Source organism: Pseudomonas sp. NFACC14 (genome assembly GCF_900106885.1).
GTDB lineage: Bacteria > Pseudomonadota > Gammaproteobacteria > Pseudomonadales > Pseudomonadaceae > Aquipseudomonas > Aquipseudomonas fluorescens_AA.
In genome coordinates this window covers 57,402-73,541 of sequence record NZ_FNOA01000020.1, presented here as the reverse complement: position 1 = coordinate 73,541, position 16,140 = coordinate 57,402, and the positions used below count along the sequence as shown (strand labels likewise).

The window sequence follows — 16,140 nt, the reverse complement described above, 5'->3', positions numbered from 1 at the left end:
TTTATGAACCCACAGATGATCAAACTCCTGGGCCTGTCCGCCCTGACTGCCGGCATCCTGGCCGCTGCAAGCGGCGCGCGCGCCGACGACATCAAGGCCCCGACCTTTACGGCCGAACCGTGCTGCAACCTGTGCCCCGCGGCTCACGATCCGAAGAACTACACCACGCGCTACCAGCAGAACTTCACCACGCTGGTGCAGGCCCAGGGCGACTGGCTGTTCCGTACCCAGGAAGACCTGCGCACCGAATTCAACACCACGCCGGCCGGCTACCAGCGCATGCAGCAGTTGCACGATGCGTTCAAGAAAAAAGGCATCGAGCTGGTGATCGTCTACCAGCCGACCCGGGGCCTGGTGAACCGCAACAAGCTCAACCCACAGGAAAAGGCCGCCTTCGACTACGAGAAAGCCCTGACCAACTACAAATCCATGCTCGGCCGCTTCGCCCAGATGGGTTATGTGGTGCCGGACCTATCGCCGCTGACCAACGAAAACCTGCCCGAGACGCTGCCGGCCCACGATTTCTATTTCCGTGGCGACCAGCACTGGACGCCGTATGGCGCCCAGCGCACGGCCAAGATCGTCGCCGAGAAGATCAAGCAGATCCCGGCCTTCGCCGACATTCCCAAGCGTGAGTTCGAGACCAAGAAATCCGGCCGCATGGGCAAGACCGGCACCCTGCACAACATGGCGGGGCAACTGTGTGGCACCAGCTATGCGATCCAGTACATGGACCAGTTCACCACCGAGCCCAAGGGCGAGGCCGGCGACGGCGACCTGTTCGGCGACTCCGGCAACCCGCAGATCACCCTCGTGGGCACCAGCCATAGTGGCAAGAACTACAACTTCGCCGGTTTCCTGGAAGAAGCCATCGGTGCCGACATCCTCAACGTGGCCTTCCCCGGCGGTGGTTTCGAAGGCGCGATGATCCAGTACCTGGGCAGCGAAGAATTCCAGAAAAGCCCGCCGAAAATCCTGATCTGGGAGTTCTCGCCGCTGTATCGCCTGGACCAGGAAACCATCTACCGCCAGATGATGGCGCTGCTGGATAACAACGGTTGCGAAGGCAAGCCGGCACTCATGAGCAGCAAGACCGCGCTCAAGCCAGGCAAGAACGAATTGATGGTCAATAGCAAGAACATGGATCTGCGTAACAGCAGCCACCAGGTCGACATCCGCTTCGCCGATACCTCGGTGAAAACCTTGCAAGCCACCCTCTGGTACATGAATGGGCGCCACGAGGATATCAAGATCGAAAAACCGGATACCTCCGACACCGACGGACGTTTCGCCTTCCAATTGCGCACCGACGCGGACTGGGCTTCGCAGAACCTGCTGGCTGTCGAAGTCCAGGGTCCCGAAGCCGGCGCAGCGCCACAGCAAGTCGAGGCGAAAATCTGCAAACGCAACGCATCTCCGCAAGCCGAACAAACGGCTCAAATCGGACAATGAGGTCTCGTCTCATGACCAGAACCATGCGCACCCGAACGTTGAAAACACTGCTGGCACCGTCCCTGCTGACCCTGGCGATGTTCGCCGGGGCCACGCAGGCCGCGGCCCCGCTGCGCCCGCCACAGGGCTACTTCGCACCGATCGAGAAGGTCAAGGTCGGCGATGCCGCCCAGGGTTGCGACGCCACGCCGACGCCCTACACCGGCTCCCTGCAATTTCGCAGCAAATACGAGGGCTCCGACAAGGCCCGCGCGACGTTGAACGTGCAGTCGGAAAAAGCCTTCCGCGACAGCACCGCCGACATCACCAAGATAGAGCGTGGCGTCAGCAAGCAAGTCATGCAGTTCATGCGTGACGGCCGCCCCGAGCAGCTGGAATGCACGCTGAACTGGCTGACCGCCTGGGCCCAGGCCGATGCGCTGATGTCCAAGGACTTCAACCACACCGGCAAGTCCATGCGCAAATGGGCGCTGGGCAGCATGGCTTCGGCCTATGTGCGCCTGAAGTTCTCCGAATCGCGCCCACTGGCCAACCACCAGGAGCAGGCGCAACTGATCGAAGGCTGGTTCAGCCGGATGGCCGATCAGGTCGTCAGCGACTGGGACAACCTGCCGTTGGACAAGACCAACAACCATTCCTACTGGGCCGCCTGGTCGGTGATGGCCACCTCCGTGGCAACCAACCGCCGTGACCTGTTCGACTGGGCTGTCAAGGAATACAAGGTCGGCGTCAACCAGGTCGATGCCGACGGTTTCCTGCCCAACGAACTCAAGCGCAAGCAACGGGCCCTGTCCTACCACAACTATGCCCTGCCGCCGTTGGCGATGATCGCCAGCTTCGCCCAGGTCAACGGTGTGGACCTGCGCCAGGAAAACAACGGCGCCCTCAAGCGACTGGGTGACCGGGTGCTGGCGGGGGTGAAAGACCCGGACATCTTCGAAGAGAAGAACGGCGAAGAGCAGGACATGAAAGACCTGAAGGTCGATTCGAAATTCGCCTGGCTCGAACCGTTCTGCAGCCTCTACACCTGCTCCGAGGATGTGCTGGAGCGCAAGCATGAAATGCAACCGTTCAAGACCTTCCGCCTCGGCGGGGACTTGACCAAGGTGTACGACCCTTCGCGGGATAAGGGTGAGAAAGGAAGCTGAGCCCACCCTCCCCGCCTGGCGGGGAATCCTGTGGGAGCAGGCTCCCACAGGGAATGTGGTTTGTTTCGAATGTAATCAACCCCCCGGTTTTCATGGGGGGGTTTGGGGGGGCTCTGGCCCTTGACTGTTGATTCAACATGGAGAGATCGGGATGGTATTTTCATCCAACGTGTTCCTGTTCCTGTTCCTGCCGATCTTTCTCGGCTTGTACTACTTGAGCGGGCAACGCTATCGCAACCTGCTGCTGCTGATCGCCAGCTACGTGTTCTATGCCTGGTGGCGGGTGGACTTCCTCGCCCTGTTCGCTGGCGTGACCCTGTGGAACTACTGGATCGGCCTGAAAGTCGGCGCCGCCGGTGTGCGCACCAAACCGGCCCAGCGCTGGCTGTTGCTCGGCGTGGGCGTGGACTTGGCCATCCTGGGCTATTTCAAGTACGCCAACTTCGGCGTGGACAGCCTCAACGCCATCATCACCGGCTTCGGTCTCAACCCGTTCATCCTGACCCACGTGTTGTTGCCGATCGGGATCTCGTTCTACATCTTCGAGTCCATCAGCTACATCATCGACGTCTATCGCGGTGACACGCCGGCAACCCGCAACCTGATCGACTTCGCAGCGTTCGTGGCGATTTTCCCGCACCTGATCGCCGGCCCCGTGTTGCGTTTCCGCGACCTGGCCGACCAGTTCAACAACCGCACTCACACGCTGGACAAGTTCTCCGAAGGCTGCACCCGCTTCATGCAGGGCTTCATCAAGAAAGTGTTCATCGCCGACACCCTGGCGGTGGTGGCCGACCATTGCTTCGCCTTGCAGAACCCGACCACGGGCGATGCCTGGCTCGGCGCCCTGGCCTACACCGCGCAGCTGTACTTCGACTTCTCCGGCTACAGCGACATGGCCATCGGCCTGGGCCTGATGATGGGTTTCCGTTTCATGGAAAACTTCAAACAACCCTACATCAGCCAGTCGATCACCGAGTTCTGGCGCCGCTGGCACATCAGCCTGTCGACCTGGCTGCGCGATTACCTCTACATCACCCTGGGCGGTAACCGCAAAGGCACGCTGATGACCTATCGCAACCTGTTCCTGACCATGCTCCTTGGTGGTCTGTGGCACGGCGCGAACATCACCTACGTGATCTGGGGTGCCTGGCACGGCATGTGGCTGGCCATCGAGAAAGCGGTGGGCATCAACACCACGCCACGCAGCATCAATCCGATCCGCTGGGCGCTGACCTTCCTGCTGGTGGTGATGGGCTGGGTGATCTTCCGGGCCGAGAACCTGCACGTGGCCGGTCGCATGTACGGCGCCATGTTCAGCTTCGGCGACTGGTCGCTGTCGGAACTGACCCGCGCCAACCTCACCGGCCTGCAGATCGCCACGCTGGTGGTGGCCTACGTCACCCTCGCCTTCTTCGGCCTGCGGGACTTCTACACCAACCGTCCGCCGGTCAAGACCAAGCCTGAAGTCAACACCGAGGCCAACGGCCCGGCCACTGCGCAACCGGGGCTGATCAAGGCGGTACCGGGCGACAACCCGGCGTCGATCCATGAACCCGGCTACACCGTGGGTGTCGAAGCCCAGGTGCAACCGGCCTACTGGACCGTGGACTGGTCGCGCTACGTGATGCGCGCCCTCGTGCTGCTGCTGTTCATCGCTTCGATTCTCAAACTCTCGGCGCAAAGCTTCTCGCCGTTCCTTTACTTCCAGTTCTGAGGGATCTGAACATGACCCGCTCATTACGCATCTTTTACATCGCACTGTTCCTGCTGATCCTGACAGCACTGGGCCTGTGGTCGATGCGCAGTTTCTTCGGCTTCAGCACCAACCCCGACGCGACCGTGCTCAACGGTCGCTGGGCCAAGGCCGTGGAAACGCACTATGACGACCAGTTCCCGATCAAGCGCCTGGGCACCAACATCTGGGCCGCACTGGACTACAAGCTGTTCAACGAAGGCCGCAAAGGCGTGGTCCTGGGCCGCGACCAGTGGCTGTACAGCGACGAAGAGTTCAACCCGATCGTCAACGAAGAGCTGAACCTGCAAGGCAACTACGCGCTGGTCGAAGGCGTGCGCCAGAAGCTCAAGGAACAAGGCATCACCCTGGTCATGGCGATCGTGCCGGCCAAGGCGCGGCTGTACCCCGAGCACCTGGGCGAAGTGAAGCCATCGAGCATTCACACCAACCTCTACCAGGATTTCCATGCTCGCGTCGCGGCCGACAATATCCTCGCGCCTGACCTGCTCGGCCCGCTGCAACAGGCCAAGCAAAGCGGCCAGCAAGTGTTCCTGCGCACCGACACCCACTGGACGCCGGAAGGCGCCCAGGTCGCTGCCGAGAACCTGGCCAAGGCCATCGCCGAACGCGCGCCGCTCAACGGCGAGCCGCAGCGCTTCGTCACCGAGCCGGCAGAAAAAATCACCCACAAGGGCGACCTGCGCCAGTTCCTGCCGCTGGACCCGCTGTTCGAAAACCTGATGCCAGCCCAGGAGCCGCTGGTCAAGCGCAACACCCGCGAAGTCGACGACCAGCCGGCCGGCGACGACGCACTGTTCGCCGATGCCCAGGTGCCCGTGGCCCTGATCGGCACCAGCTACAGCGCCAACCCCAACTGGAACTTCGTCGGTGCACTCAAGCAAGCCCTGCACAGCGACGTCGTGAACTACGCCGAAGACGGCCACGGCCCGATTCTGCCAATGCTCAGCTACCTCAAGAGCGATGCCTTCAAGAACAGCCCGCCGCAGGTGCTGATCTGGGAGTTCCCTGAACGTTATCTGCCTGTAAACAACGAAATCGGCGACGCCGACCCGCAGTGGGTCGCAGAGCTCAAGCAAGCCGGCGCTCGCCAACAGAACGTAGCCGCCAACACCCCATCCGAGACGCCCGAACGGGCGCAAAACTGAAAGAGAGGTCCACCATGACTTTCAACACTACTCCTCGCCGTCTCGCTGCTCGCTCCTTCAAGGCCGTAGCCCTCGTCGCCAGCATGAGCGCCCTCTCGTTGTCCGCCTTTGCCGGTGACTCGGCCCTGTACGGCCCGGTCGCACCAAAAGGTTCGAGCTTCGTACGCATCTACAACGCCAGCAACACCGAAGTCAGCGCCACGGTCGGCAGCACCAACCTCAACGACGTGGCGCCCCTGGCCAGCAGTGATTTCAGCTTCATGCCCGGTGGCGACTACAGCGCCAAGGTTGGCAGCCAGACCGTCCCGGTAAAACTGGCCCCCGACCACTATTACACCCTGGTCAACAACGCCAGCGGCCAGCCTCAGCTGATCGAAGAGCCGCCGTTCAAGAACAAGCAGAAGTCCCTGGTCCGCGTGCAGAACCTCAGCGACAAGGCGCTGACCCTCAAGACCGCCGATGGCAAGACCGAAGTGGTCCCGAACGTGGCGGCCAAAGGCCGTGGCGAACGTGAAATCAACCCGGTGAAAGTCTCCCTGGCGCTGTTCGAAGGCGACAAGAAAGTCGGCGACCTCAAGCCTGTGGCCCTGGAACGCGGCGAAGCCGCGGTGCTGTACGTCACCGGTTCGGGCAGCAGCCTGTCGCCAGTTTGGGTGAAACGCCCGGTGTCGACCCGCTGATGAGTTTTCCTGACTGACGCTGTGCCCTGTGGGAGCGAGCTTGCTCGCGATAGCTATCTGACATTCAACATGACTGTCGACTGATACGCCGCCATCGCGAGCAAGCTCGCTCCCACACTGGACACAGGTGTCATTCGGGTACGGAACAACAACAAGAGAGTGAAACGACAGAACGCAGTAGCTCTATAACCATTTCGATTTGTAGGAGTAACAAACATGATTCCGGTGATCTTGTCAGGTGGTAGCGGCTCACGTCTTTGGCCGCTTTCGCGTAAGCAATTCCCTAAACAGTTCCTGGCCCTGACCGGCGAACACACCCTGTTCCAGCAGACCCTCGAGCGCCTGGTGTTCGAAGGCATGGACACGCCGATCGTGGTCTGCAACAAAGACCACCGGTTCATCGTCAACGAGCAGTTGGCCAACCGCAAACTCGAAGCCCAGCGCATCCTGATGGAACCGTTCGGGCGCAACACCGCACCGGCCGTGGCCCTGACGGCCATGATGCTGGTCAACGAAGGCCGCGACGAGCTGATGCTGGTGCTGCCGGCCGACCACGTGATCGAAGACCAGAAAGCCCTGCAACGCGCCCTGGCCCTGGCCACCGTGGCCGCCGAACGTGGCGAGATGGTGCTGTTCGGCGTGCCGGCCACCAAGCCGGAAACCGGCTACGGCTACATCAAGTCGACCAACGACGCGCTGCTGCCTGAGGGCGTGAGCCGCGTCTCGCACTTCGTCGAAAAACCCGACGTCAAGCGTGCCACCGAGTTCGTCGATGCCGGTGGTTACTTCTGGAACAGCGGCATGTTCCTGTTCCGCGCCAGCCGTTTCCTCGAAGAGCTGAAAAAGCACGACCCGGACATCTACGACACCTGCCTGCTGACCCTGGAGCGCAGTGAACAGACAGCCGACACCATCACCTTCGACGAAGCCACCTTCGCCTGCTGCCCGGACAACTCCATCGACTACGCCGTGATGGAAAAAACCCAGCGCGCCTGCGTGGTACCGCTGTCGGCCGGCTGGAGCGACGTCGGCTGCTGGGCTTCGCTGTGGGAAGTCAACGAAAAAGACGCCAACGGCAACGTCACCAAGGGCGACGTGGTAGTCCAGGACAGCCGCAACTGCATGATCCACGGCAACGGCAAGCTGGTGTCGGTGATCGGCCTGGAAAACATCGTGGTGGTCGAAACCAAGGACGCCATGATGATCGCCCACAAGGACAAGGTCCAAGGCGTCAAGCAGATGGTCAACACCCTCAATGCACAGGGCCGCACCGAGACCCAGAACCACTGTGAGGTCTATCGTCCGTGGGGTTCCTATGACTCGGTGGACATGGGCGGTCGTTTCCAGGTCAAGCACATCTCGGTCAAGCCGGGCGCGTGCCTGTCGCTGCAGATGCACCACCACCGAGCCGAGCACTGGATCGTGGTCAGCGGCACCGCCGAAGTGACCTGCGACGAGAACGTGTTCCTGCTCTGCGAAAACCAGTCGACCTACATCCCGATCGCGTCGGTCCACCGCCTGCGCAACCCGGGCAAGATCCCGCTGGAAATCATCGAAGTGCAGTCCGGCAGCTACCTGGGCGAAGACGACATCGAGCGTTTCGAAGACATCTACGGTCGTTCCACCCCGGTTGAGCGCGGCGTCTCGGTGAAAACCATCGCGCAGTAACCTTGGCAAAAGAGAAGCCCCCGTCCAGCCCACTGCGTCCCCTATCCGCAGTGGGTTGGGTGGGGGCTTTTTTTTGAGTCGGGTGATGGCCTGATATCATTGCTTCAACATTGCCCGCGCCCTTCGGTAGGATGTGCCTACGGTAACGGAGGCTTCCACCATGCTTATCGGCGTCTTGCTGGTCATCACTTGGCTCATCCTGCTGTTGCGCTACCCGGCCAAGGCCTTGCCGGTCTCCCTGGCGGCCTTCATCGGGCTGGGACTGGTCGCCGCGTGGGTGCTCTGGCAGGAGAACCGCGAGACCCGCCAATTGGAGCGCCTGGAACTGCGCATCCGCTACGCCCCCGAACAATGCCCCGCCGACCGGCCGCTGTCGCTGACCCTGAAAAACAACAACGACGTGCCGCTGATCGAGCTGCGCTGGCGGGTCGCGGCCTATGCGCCCGGGGACACCATCAACCTGGCCGACAGTCCCTACGACGCTCCGCGCTACCGTGGCCCCGGCGAATTGCAAGCCGGCGCCGACTGGCAAGACTGCCTGCCGCTGCCGCCCTTGCGCCCGGGTTATCGCCCGCAGACCCTGGAGTTTCGCGCCGAACGATTGCACGGTAGCTTTTCCAACTGATTGCCCTCCCCCAACTTTTGCACAAGGACCGCGCCATGCCTGTTGCGTTGATTACCGGATGTTCCAGCGGCATTGGCCGCGCCCTCGCCGACGCCTTCAAGGCCGCGGGTTATCAGGTCTGGGCCACGGCGCGCAAGGCTGAAGACGTGGCGACACTCGCCGCGGCCGGGTTCACCGCCGTGCCACTGGACGTCAACGATGGCCAGGCCCTGGAACAGCTGGGCGAGCGGATCAACCAGCAATGTGGCGGCCTGGATGTGCTGGTCAACAATGCCGGCTACGGCGCCATGGGCCCGCTGCTGGACGGCGGCGTGCCGGCCATGCAGCGTCAGTTCGAAACCAACGTGTTCGCCATCGTCGGGGTCACTCGGGCGCTGTTCCCGGTGCTACGCCGGGCCAGGGGGCTGGTGGTGAACATCGGCAGTGTTTCCGGGGTGCTGGTCACGCCGTTCGCTGGCGCCTATTGCGCTTCGAAGGCGGCGGTGCATGCCTTGAGCGATGCCTTGCGCATGGAACTGGCACCGTTCGGCATCCGCGTGATGGAGGTCCAGCCCGGCGCGATTGCCTCCAGCTTCGCCAAGAATGCCGGTCATGAGGCCGAACAATTGATCAGCGAACAATCGCCCTGGTGGCCCCTGCGCGATGGCATCCGCGCCCGGGCCAAGGCTTCCCAGGACAACCCGACCCCCACCCACGAATTCGCCGCGGCGCTGCTCAAGGCGGTTCAACAACCCAAGCCACCCCGCTTGCTGCGTCTGGGCAACGGCAGCCGGGCGCTGCCGTTGATGGCGGGTTTGTTGCCCAAAGGGTTGCTGGAGAAGGGGTTGATGAAGCGGTTCGGGTTGGGAAAATCGCTGTAATCCACGCTGGTTTTTTTGCTGTCATGGCCAGGCTGAACGCCAATCCCTGTGGGAGCAAGCTCGCTCCCACAGGAGACTTGTGGTGTACAGCAAATCTCGCCATCACCCCGGAAAAAAATGTGGGAGCGAGCTTGCTCGCGATGGCGGAGTGTCTGTCACCCTCGATGCGGCGGAACCACCGCTATCGCGAGCAAGCTCGCTCCCACAGGGGATTTGTGGTGCACATAAATCTCGCCATCACCCACAGATGATGCAATGCCTCAGCCCTTGGCATGAGGTTCGACCACCACCGTGCAGGTCATTCCCGCCGCCAGCAGCACGCCGTCCGGCACTTCGTCCAGATGGATGCGCACCGGCACTCGCTGGGCCAGGCGAACCCAGTTGAACGTGGGGTTCACATCGGCGATCAGTTCGCGGCTTTCGGGGTTGTCGCGGTCGTAGATGCCTCGGGAAATACTTTCCACATGGCCCTTGAGCGTCTCACCGCTCATCAACTGCAACTGCGCCGAATCGCCGACCCGCACCTTGGGCAATTTAGTCTCTTCGAAGAAGCCGTAGACCCAGAAAGAATGCATGTCCACCACGGCCATTTTCGCCTCGCCGATGCGCGCATAGTCACCGCGGTGCACGTTGAGGTTGGTGACGTAGCCATCCACCGCCGCGCGAACGTCGGTGCGCGAAAGGTTCAGCTCCGCGGCTTCCAATTGGGCCTGGGCCTGCTGGTAGTCGGCCAGGGCCGAGTCGGCGATGTTGCTGGCGTCGTCGCGGTTTTCCCGGGAGATCACCAGGCTGTCCAGATCGGCACGGCGATGGGCGTTGACCTTGCGCATCTCCCAGGTGGCCTTGCGCGATGCCACCAGGGAACGCGCCTGCTTCACGGCGATGCGGTAATGCTCGGGGTCGATGCGCATCAACAAGTCGCCCTTTTTCACCAACTGGTTGTCGCGCACCGGCACCTCGACCACCTCGCCGCTGACATCGGCGGCCACATTGATGATGTCGGCCCGCACCCGGCCATCGCGGGTCCAGGGCGTGTTCATGTAATGGACCCACAGCGTACGGCCGATCCACAACGCCAGGGCCAGTACCAACAGCGTCGCCAGCAGGCTGAAAAACTTTTTCATCGCATCGATCTCAACGGTAGACCGTCAGCGCCAGCGCGCCGAACAGACAGGTGAACAGACTCAGGCGCAACAACGCCGGGTGCCAGAAGAAACGGTACAGGTCCAACCCCGACAGGAAGCGGTCCAAGGCCCAGGCCAGGCCGGCGGCGATGAAAAACATCAGGGTCATGGTGGGCATGTACACGCCATGGAAGGCGATCTCACGGGGCATGTTCAGGTTCCTGGGGAAGCGATGTGGCATGCGCCATGGCATAGCCGGCCAATGGCGATTGCGGGTCCAGCAGCGAAGTGCGGATGAAATGCAGGTAGCTCTTCACCCGGCGCAGGGCCGAGGTGTCGAAATGCGGGGCGAAGGGTTCGTCGGTGGCCTGCACGCGGCCGATGGCATGATCCACCGCCACCAACGCACGCTCCAGATTGCTCTGGCCCGGCTGGCGGAACAGCCGCACCAGCGCCCGCCCCATCACCCGAATCGCCTGGCGCCATGGCTGGCTTTCGGCATACGCCGGGTGCACCGGCAAGATGGCCTGCTCCTTGCGCAACTCAATGATCGCGTGACCGACTTCCAGCACTACGAACATCCAGCGCAGCAAGTCCCGTTGCACCCGCGGCTGCCCGGCCGCCAGTCCGTAGGCCTGATGCAGCAAGTCGCGGGTACGGCTTTCGAAACCCGAGGCCAGCCCCTTGAGCCGGCCACTGATGGCATACACCACCTGCTCGCGCAGGTCCTGCTCCAGCCGGCGCCACAACCAGCTGCTGTTGGGCGGCAAGATGATCGCCCCGGCGGCGGCGCACACCAGCATGCCGAGGATCATCGCGATGTAGTCGTTGATGAAGGCGTAAGGGTTGTAGAGCGTCAGGTTGTCCGGCACCGAGCCGGTGCAGAAAAAGATCAGCAGCCCCAGCCCGACCCCGGCGTATTGCGGCCTGGAACTGAGGAACGAACCGAACATGATGACGGGGGCGAGCATCACGCAGAGCAACGGAAAACCATCGATCAGCGGGAAGATGAAGAACATCTCGACGAAGCCGACCAGCGCCCCGAACAACGTACCGCAGGCCATCTGGAAGGCCATGCGCTTGGGGTTCGGCGTCGCGGCCGACAAGCCTACGGTGGCGGCGGCGATCATCGTCATGGTCGCGCCGCTCGGCCAGGCCGTGGCGACCCAGTAGCTACCCAGCACCAGCAGAATGAAAGCGGCGCGAACCCCCGATGCCGTGGCGGCCAGCCAGTTGGTCTGCGGCACGAACGGTTCGTCCCAGCGCTCGCGTTCGTGGCGATGTTCGGCCAGGGAGGCATGGGTCTGGGCGTAGCCGTGCAAGTCGTCGACAAAGCGATAAAGCAGCTCATAAGCGGTATGAAAGTCCAACTGCTCGCCATCGTTTGGCGCGGTGTCCTGGAACGCTGCCCGCAAGCACCGTACCTGGGCCGGCAGGCCAGTCTTGTAGTCCGCCAGCGCCGCCGCCAACCGCGCTGCGTCGGCGTCGGTCAAGGCCCTTGCGCTAAAGCCGTCCAGCAGCTCGGCAAGGTTTTGCAAACCAGGCTTGATGGCGTTCACCACATGATCCGCCGCCCCGCTGCGCAAGCGTTCGAGCAATTGGTGCAGGGCATTGAAACGGGTGGTGACCCCCATGAATTCGCTGTTCAAGCGACTGAGCCGACCATTGCGCCGACGCATGTGCGGGTCTTCGAACACCGTCACGCTGCGCAGGCTCTCCAGGCCGACGGCTTCGGCGATGAAACGCACGTTACCGGCCTCGAAGGCCTCCCGCTTGCTGCGTCCGCGCAAGCCGTCGGTGACAAACAGGGCGAACACGCCAAAGCGCTGGTACAAGGCGTTGCGCATGGCAGCGCTGGCGGTTTGCGGCAGAATCGCGGCACTGACCAGGGTCGAGCAGAGAATTCCCAGGGAAATCTCCAGCACCCGCCAGACCGCCGCCATGAACGCCCCTTCGGGGTGGGCCAAAGCTGGCAAGCCGATCATCGCCGCGGTGTAGCCAGCCAGCACGAAACCATAGGCGCGGAAGTTACGATACCGCGCCGCCCCTGCCGAACAGATGCCGACCCAGATCGCCAGGCAACCAAGGAACAGTTCGGTGTTCTGGGCGAACAGCGCGATCAGCGCCACCATCACCGCAGAACCCGCCAGGGTGCCGAGGAAACGGTAGAAGCTCTTGGCGAACACCTGCCCGCTCTGGGGCTGCATGACGATGAACACGGTGATCATGGCCGTGCGCGGTTGCGGCAATTCCAGGCGCATCGCCAGCCACAAGGTCAGGAACGCGGCAAACAGGACCTTGAAGATATAGACCCAGGTCACCCCGTCGCTGCGGGCCCAGTCGAAGAAACCACGGCGCCATTCGAGGCGATACAGCCGGCGTGCGGGGGCAAGTAAGGACATCACGACAGGCCTACTCAGCATGGTGGTTCAGGTCGGGGCTGTCGCTGCCGGCCTCCAGCCCACCGCCCAACGCCGTCACCAGATCGGCATGGGCCGTCAGGCGAGCCGCCTCCACCCGTTGTTGCACCTGTTGCTGCTTGAACAACAGGCTTTGGGCGTTGAGCACATTGAGGTAGTCCGTCAGGCCACGTTGGAACGCCACCTTGGCGATGTCGTAGGTACGCTGGGCCGCGGCCACCGATTCGGCGGCGAAGGCCTGCTGCTTGTCCATGGATTCGCGACGGATCAACTGATCGGAAATGCTCTTGAGCGCGTTTACCAGTGTCTGGTTGTAGTGCGCCACGGCGATGTCATACCCGGCGGCCGCCTCGCCCAACTGCGAACGCAGGCGCCCGCCGTCGAAGATCGGCAACGTGATCGCCGGCCCGACGTTGTAGGTGAGTTTCTTGCCGGTCAAAAACTCCAGCGCCCCGCCACCGGTGGCCATGTAGCCGAGGCTCCCCACCAGGTCGACGTTGGGATAGAAGCCGGCCCGGGCCACATCGATGCCCCGGGCCTGGGCCGCCACTTGCCAACGCCCGGCCACCACATCCGGACGCTGGCCAAGCAGTTCGGCGGGCAAGGCCGACGGCAGCTTCAAGGGCGCGCCGAGGGCCAGGGTCGGACGTTGCAGTTGCGCACCCGCTCCCGGCCCCTGGCCCGCCAAGGCCGCCAATTGATTGCCGCTCAAGGCGATGGCCTCGTCCAGGGCGTCGAGTTGACGATGGGTCTCGGGCAGCGGCGCCTGGGCCTGGCTGACTTCGAAATGGGTGCCGATGCCACCGTCCAGGCGCTTCTGCGCCAGGTCGAGAATCTGCTCTTGTTGGCGCAGGGTCGCGGCGACGATATCGCGCTGGGCGTAGTGCAACGAAAACTGGATGTAGGCGCGCACGATGTTGTTCTGCAATTCCAGTTGCGCCTGCCGTGCCTCGGCGACGCTGACATGGGCCAGGTCAACCGCTCGTTCGCTGGCATTGCGCTCACGGCCCCACAGGTCCAGGGCATAACTCAAGCCCAGGGAGGCATTGTTGTCCCAGGTCGTGGTGTCGGCCAACTCGCCCGGGCCGTAGAATTGATCGGTGGGCCAGTTATGCCGCTTGAGGGTCGATTCGCCATTGATCTGCAACGACTCGGCGGCCTCGGCAATGCCGGCCATGGCCTTGGCCTGACGTACTCGCGCCGCGGCCATGGCCAGGCTCGGGCTGCCTTGCACGGCCAGGTCGATCCAGCGGTCCAGTTGCCGATCGCCATAGGCTTGCCACCACTGGCGGGTGGGCCAGTGGGCGTCGCGGGCGGCCTCGCGGATCGCGGCATCGGTGGCCAATTGATTGGCCGACAGCGCCTCGCCTTGCGGTGCGATACCCCCCGTGCCGATGCAACCGCTGATGGTTAACGTTAAAACCCAAACACTGAGAGTCTTCAGCTCTCTGCTGATGCAACGCGGCACTTGCGCAAGATTCCTGAGGTGAGCACGACGACGAAATGAAAGTGGTTGCCAGTTCATGCACAACCTGTGGGAGCGAGCTTGCTCGCGATAGCGGAGTGTCAGCTTGCGAAGAAGTTGAAGGCCACGCCGCCATCGCGAGCGAGCTCGCTCCCACAGGAGTCCCGCGCGCCCACAGTGCCGGCAATTCTAGGCACCCCGCCGAACGGCGATAAGCCGACCTTTTTGCGAATCTTTGTTACCGTTAACGCGATAATCCATTAGTCGGGTCCCGCACCTCTGTAACTTCATGTCACAATTTGCCACCTCCCAAGAGAGCCCTCCATGGACACCTTGCAAAACATGCGCGCGTTCAGCTGTGTGGCCGAAGCCGGCAGTTTCACCGCCGCCGCCGTGCAACTGGATACCACCACAGCCAACGTCTCGCGTGCGGTTTCCAACCTGGAAGCCCATCTGCAAACCCGCCTGCTCAACCGCACCACACGGCGCATCGCCCTGACCGAGGCGGGTAAACGCTACTTGCTGCGTTGCGAACAGATCCTGGCTTACGTCGAAGAAGCGGAAGCCGAAGCCAGCGACGCCCACGCGCGACCGGCCGGGCAGTTGAAGGTCCACACCATGACCGGCATCGGCCAGCATTTCGTGATCGACGCCATCGCCCGCTACCGCAAGACACATCCGGACGTGACCTTCGACCTGACCCTCGCCAATCGGGTGCCGGACATCCTCGACGAGGGCTACGACGTCTCCATCGTGCTCGCCAGCGAACTGCCGGATTCGGGCTTCGTCTCCCAGCGCCTGGGGATCACCTACAGCATCGTTTGCGCCTCGCCCGCCTACGTGAAAGCGAGCGGCTGCCCGCAAAAACCCAGCGACCTGCTCAACCACGCCTGCCTGCGCCTGGTCAGCCCGGTCATTCCGCTGGAAAAATGGGTGTTCGACGGCCCGGAAGGCCAAGAGATGGTCACCATCAACAGCTCACCGTTCCTGGTGAACTCCGCCGATGCGATGAAAACCGCGATCACCAGCGGCATGGGCGTGGGGGTATTGCCGGTGTACGCGGCCATCGAAGGCTTGCGCAACGGCACGCTGGTGCGGGTCATGCCCAACTACCGCTCCCAGGAACTGAACCTCTACGCCATCTACCCGTCGCGCCAATACCTGGATGCGAAGATCAAGACCTGGGTCGAGTACCTGCGCGGCTCGTTGCCGGAAATCCTCGCGGCGCACCAGGCTGAGCTGACGGCTTACGAATTGAGTGGCAGCCTAGCAGGCGCACGGGTCACGAGTTGAAGTCGTCCCCGTGCTCGAAGGAGCAATTCAGCGCTTGCCCATGGAACGCCGCGTACCGGGAGGCGCCGCGCCCGGGGTCTTGGTATGGCCATTCTTCGCGCCGTTCTTGTACCACGGCTGTTGCCCGGCGCCCTTGGCCGCCGCCAGTTCACCGGGTTTGAATGGGAATTTGAAAGCCGGGATCGCCGCCTTGATGTCCTCGCTGCTGGAAACATCGCTGACGGGCAAATCGGCCTGTTCGCCGCCGGGGAGTTCGTCCGCGGGCGAAGGTGTCGGGGAAGTCATGTAAGGCTCCGGGTCATGCATGCAAGTCGGGCCCGAAGGGCGAGCCGCGAAAGGCGGCAGTATACCTGCCCGATATCACCGCGCGCTGGCAGTTTCATCCGGCATATGCATTCATCCGACAGCAAGCCGGGACAAAACTGACAAGCCTGTCAGTTAGGCGTCACCTTCCTGACCGGCTCGCAACGCTATATAAGAAAGCTCCAACTCCTGTGTCTT

14 protein-coding genes are annotated in these 16,140 nt (G+C 62.6%); 9 read left to right on the top strand and 5 right to left on the bottom strand.

The window, feature by feature from the left end:
* Positions 1-3: 3 nt before the first annotated feature.
* The 8 genes from BLU85_RS23865 to BLU85_RS23830 all read left to right on the top strand — a co-directional run bounded on the left by BLU85_RS23865 (position 4) and on the right by BLU85_RS23830 (position 9,337).
* On the top strand, positions 4-1,452 hold the full coding sequence (locus BLU85_RS23865; protein WP_092204120.1) for an alginate O-acetyltransferase: 1,449 nt from the start codon (positions 4-6) through the stop codon (positions 1,450-1,452).
* Between the two features lie 23 nt (positions 1,453-1,475).
* Positions 1,476-2,600, top strand: a complete 1,125-nt coding sequence (locus BLU85_RS23860) for a mannuronate-specific alginate lyase (protein WP_092204162.1) — start codon at positions 1,476-1,478, stop codon at positions 2,598-2,600.
* Positions 2,601-2,751: 151 nt separating this feature from the next.
* Positions 2,752-4,317 (top strand): MBOAT family O-acyltransferase, encoded by a 1,566-nt coding sequence (locus BLU85_RS23855; protein ID WP_092204121.1) that lies wholly within the window; start codon positions 2,752-2,754, stop codon positions 4,315-4,317.
* Positions 4,318-4,328: 11 nt separating this feature from the next.
* The gene (locus tag BLU85_RS23850) at positions 4,329-5,504 is read left to right on the top strand and encodes an alginate O-acetyltransferase (RefSeq protein WP_092204122.1); all 1,176 of its coding nucleotides are present in this window, start codon (positions 4,329-4,331) and stop codon (positions 5,502-5,504) included.
* 14 nt (positions 5,505-5,518) lie between these two features.
* Positions 5,519-6,184 carry an alginate O-acetyltransferase AlgF gene (locus tag BLU85_RS23845; RefSeq protein ID WP_092204123.1) on the top strand — a complete coding sequence of 222 codons (666 nt, stop codon included), beginning with the start codon at positions 5,519-5,521 and terminating at the stop codon, positions 6,182-6,184.
* A gap of 216 nt (positions 6,185-6,400) precedes the next feature.
* Positions 6,401-7,852 (top strand): mannose-1-phosphate guanylyltransferase/mannose-6-phosphate isomerase, encoded by a 1,452-nt coding sequence (locus BLU85_RS23840; protein WP_092204124.1) that lies wholly within the window; start codon positions 6,401-6,403, stop codon positions 7,850-7,852.
* Between the two features lie 160 nt (positions 7,853-8,012).
* Complete coding sequence (locus tag BLU85_RS23835; protein WP_092204125.1) at positions 8,013-8,477, top strand: multidrug transporter; 465 nt, start codon at positions 8,013-8,015, stop codon at positions 8,475-8,477.
* Between the two features lie 35 nt (positions 8,478-8,512).
* Positions 8,513-9,337, top strand: a complete 825-nt coding sequence (locus BLU85_RS23830) for an SDR family oxidoreductase (RefSeq protein ID WP_092204126.1) — start codon at positions 8,513-8,515, stop codon at positions 9,335-9,337.
* A 260-nt stretch (positions 9,338-9,597) separates the two neighbouring features.
* On the opposite strand, the gene BLU85_RS23825 is transcribed toward BLU85_RS23830, so the two are convergent.
* The 4 genes from BLU85_RS23825 to BLU85_RS23810 are packed head-to-tail and all read right to left on the bottom strand — an operon-like array spanning position 9,598 to position 14,349.
* Positions 9,598-10,461 carry an efflux RND transporter periplasmic adaptor subunit gene (locus BLU85_RS23825; RefSeq protein WP_092204127.1) on the bottom strand — a complete coding sequence of 288 codons (864 nt, stop codon included), beginning with the start codon at positions 10,459-10,461 and terminating at the stop codon, positions 9,598-9,600.
* A gap of 10 nt (positions 10,462-10,471) precedes the next feature.
* Positions 10,472-10,672 carry a DUF1656 domain-containing protein gene (locus tag BLU85_RS23820; RefSeq protein WP_003205331.1) on the bottom strand — a complete coding sequence of 67 codons (201 nt, stop codon included), beginning with the start codon at positions 10,670-10,672 and terminating at the stop codon, positions 10,472-10,474.
* Complete coding sequence (locus BLU85_RS23815; RefSeq protein WP_092204163.1) at positions 10,662-12,866, bottom strand: FUSC family protein; 2,205 nt, start codon at positions 12,864-12,866, stop codon at positions 10,662-10,664. The genes BLU85_RS23820 and BLU85_RS23815 overlap by 11 nt, the downstream gene beginning before the upstream one ends.
* A gap of 7 nt (positions 12,867-12,873) precedes the next feature.
* Positions 12,874-14,349, bottom strand: a complete 1,476-nt coding sequence (locus BLU85_RS23810) for an efflux transporter outer membrane subunit (protein ID WP_092204128.1) — start codon at positions 14,347-14,349, stop codon at positions 12,874-12,876.
* 321 nt (positions 14,350-14,670) lie between these two features.
* On the opposite strand from BLU85_RS23810, the gene BLU85_RS23805 reads away from it, so the two are divergent.
* Positions 14,671-15,639, top strand: a complete 969-nt coding sequence (locus BLU85_RS23805; RefSeq protein ID WP_060740766.1) for a LysR family transcriptional regulator — start codon at positions 14,671-14,673, stop codon at positions 15,637-15,639.
* 27 nt (positions 15,640-15,666) lie between these two features.
* On the opposite strand, the gene BLU85_RS23800 is transcribed toward BLU85_RS23805, so the two are convergent.
* Positions 15,667-15,924 carry a hypothetical protein gene (locus BLU85_RS23800; protein WP_092204129.1) on the bottom strand — a complete coding sequence of 86 codons (258 nt, stop codon included), beginning with the start codon at positions 15,922-15,924 and terminating at the stop codon, positions 15,667-15,669.
* Positions 15,925-16,140: the final 216 nt, after the last annotated feature.

What these genes read in the sequence shown, in the direction of transcription:
- BLU85_RS23820 (WP_003205331.1), bottom strand. Translation starts at nt 10,672, where the DNA reads ATGCCCCGTGAGATCGCCTTCCATGGCGTGTACATGCCCACCATGACC.
- BLU85_RS23850 (WP_092204122.1), top strand. Translation starts at nt 4,329, where the DNA reads ATGACCCGCTCATTACGCATCTTTTACATCGCACTGTTCCTGCTGATC.
- BLU85_RS23845 (WP_092204123.1), top strand. Translation starts at nt 5,519, where the DNA reads ATGACTTTCAACACTACTCCTCGCCGTCTCGCTGCTCGCTCCTTCAAG.
- BLU85_RS23830 (WP_092204126.1), top strand. Translation starts at nt 8,513, where the DNA reads ATGCCTGTTGCGTTGATTACCGGATGTTCCAGCGGCATTGGCCGCGCC.
- BLU85_RS23835 (WP_092204125.1), top strand. Translation starts at nt 8,013, where the DNA reads ATGCTTATCGGCGTCTTGCTGGTCATCACTTGGCTCATCCTGCTGTTG.
- BLU85_RS23860 (WP_092204162.1), top strand. Translation starts at nt 1,476, where the DNA reads ATGCGCACCCGAACGTTGAAAACACTGCTGGCACCGTCCCTGCTGACC.
- BLU85_RS23825 (WP_092204127.1), bottom strand. Translation starts at nt 10,461, where the DNA reads ATGAAAAAGTTTTTCAGCCTGCTGGCGACGCTGTTGGTACTGGCCCTG.
- BLU85_RS23865 (WP_092204120.1), top strand. Translation starts at nt 4, where the DNA reads ATGAACCCACAGATGATCAAACTCCTGGGCCTGTCCGCCCTGACTGCC.
- BLU85_RS23800 (WP_092204129.1), bottom strand. Translation starts at nt 15,924, where the DNA reads ATGACTTCCCCGACACCTTCGCCCGCGGACGAACTCCCCGGCGGCGAA.
- BLU85_RS23840 (WP_092204124.1), top strand. Translation starts at nt 6,401, where the DNA reads ATGATTCCGGTGATCTTGTCAGGTGGTAGCGGCTCACGTCTTTGGCCG.
- BLU85_RS23855 (WP_092204121.1), top strand. Translation starts at nt 2,752, where the DNA reads ATGGTATTTTCATCCAACGTGTTCCTGTTCCTGTTCCTGCCGATCTTT.
- BLU85_RS23805 (WP_060740766.1), top strand. Translation starts at nt 14,671, where the DNA reads ATGGACACCTTGCAAAACATGCGCGCGTTCAGCTGTGTGGCCGAAGCC.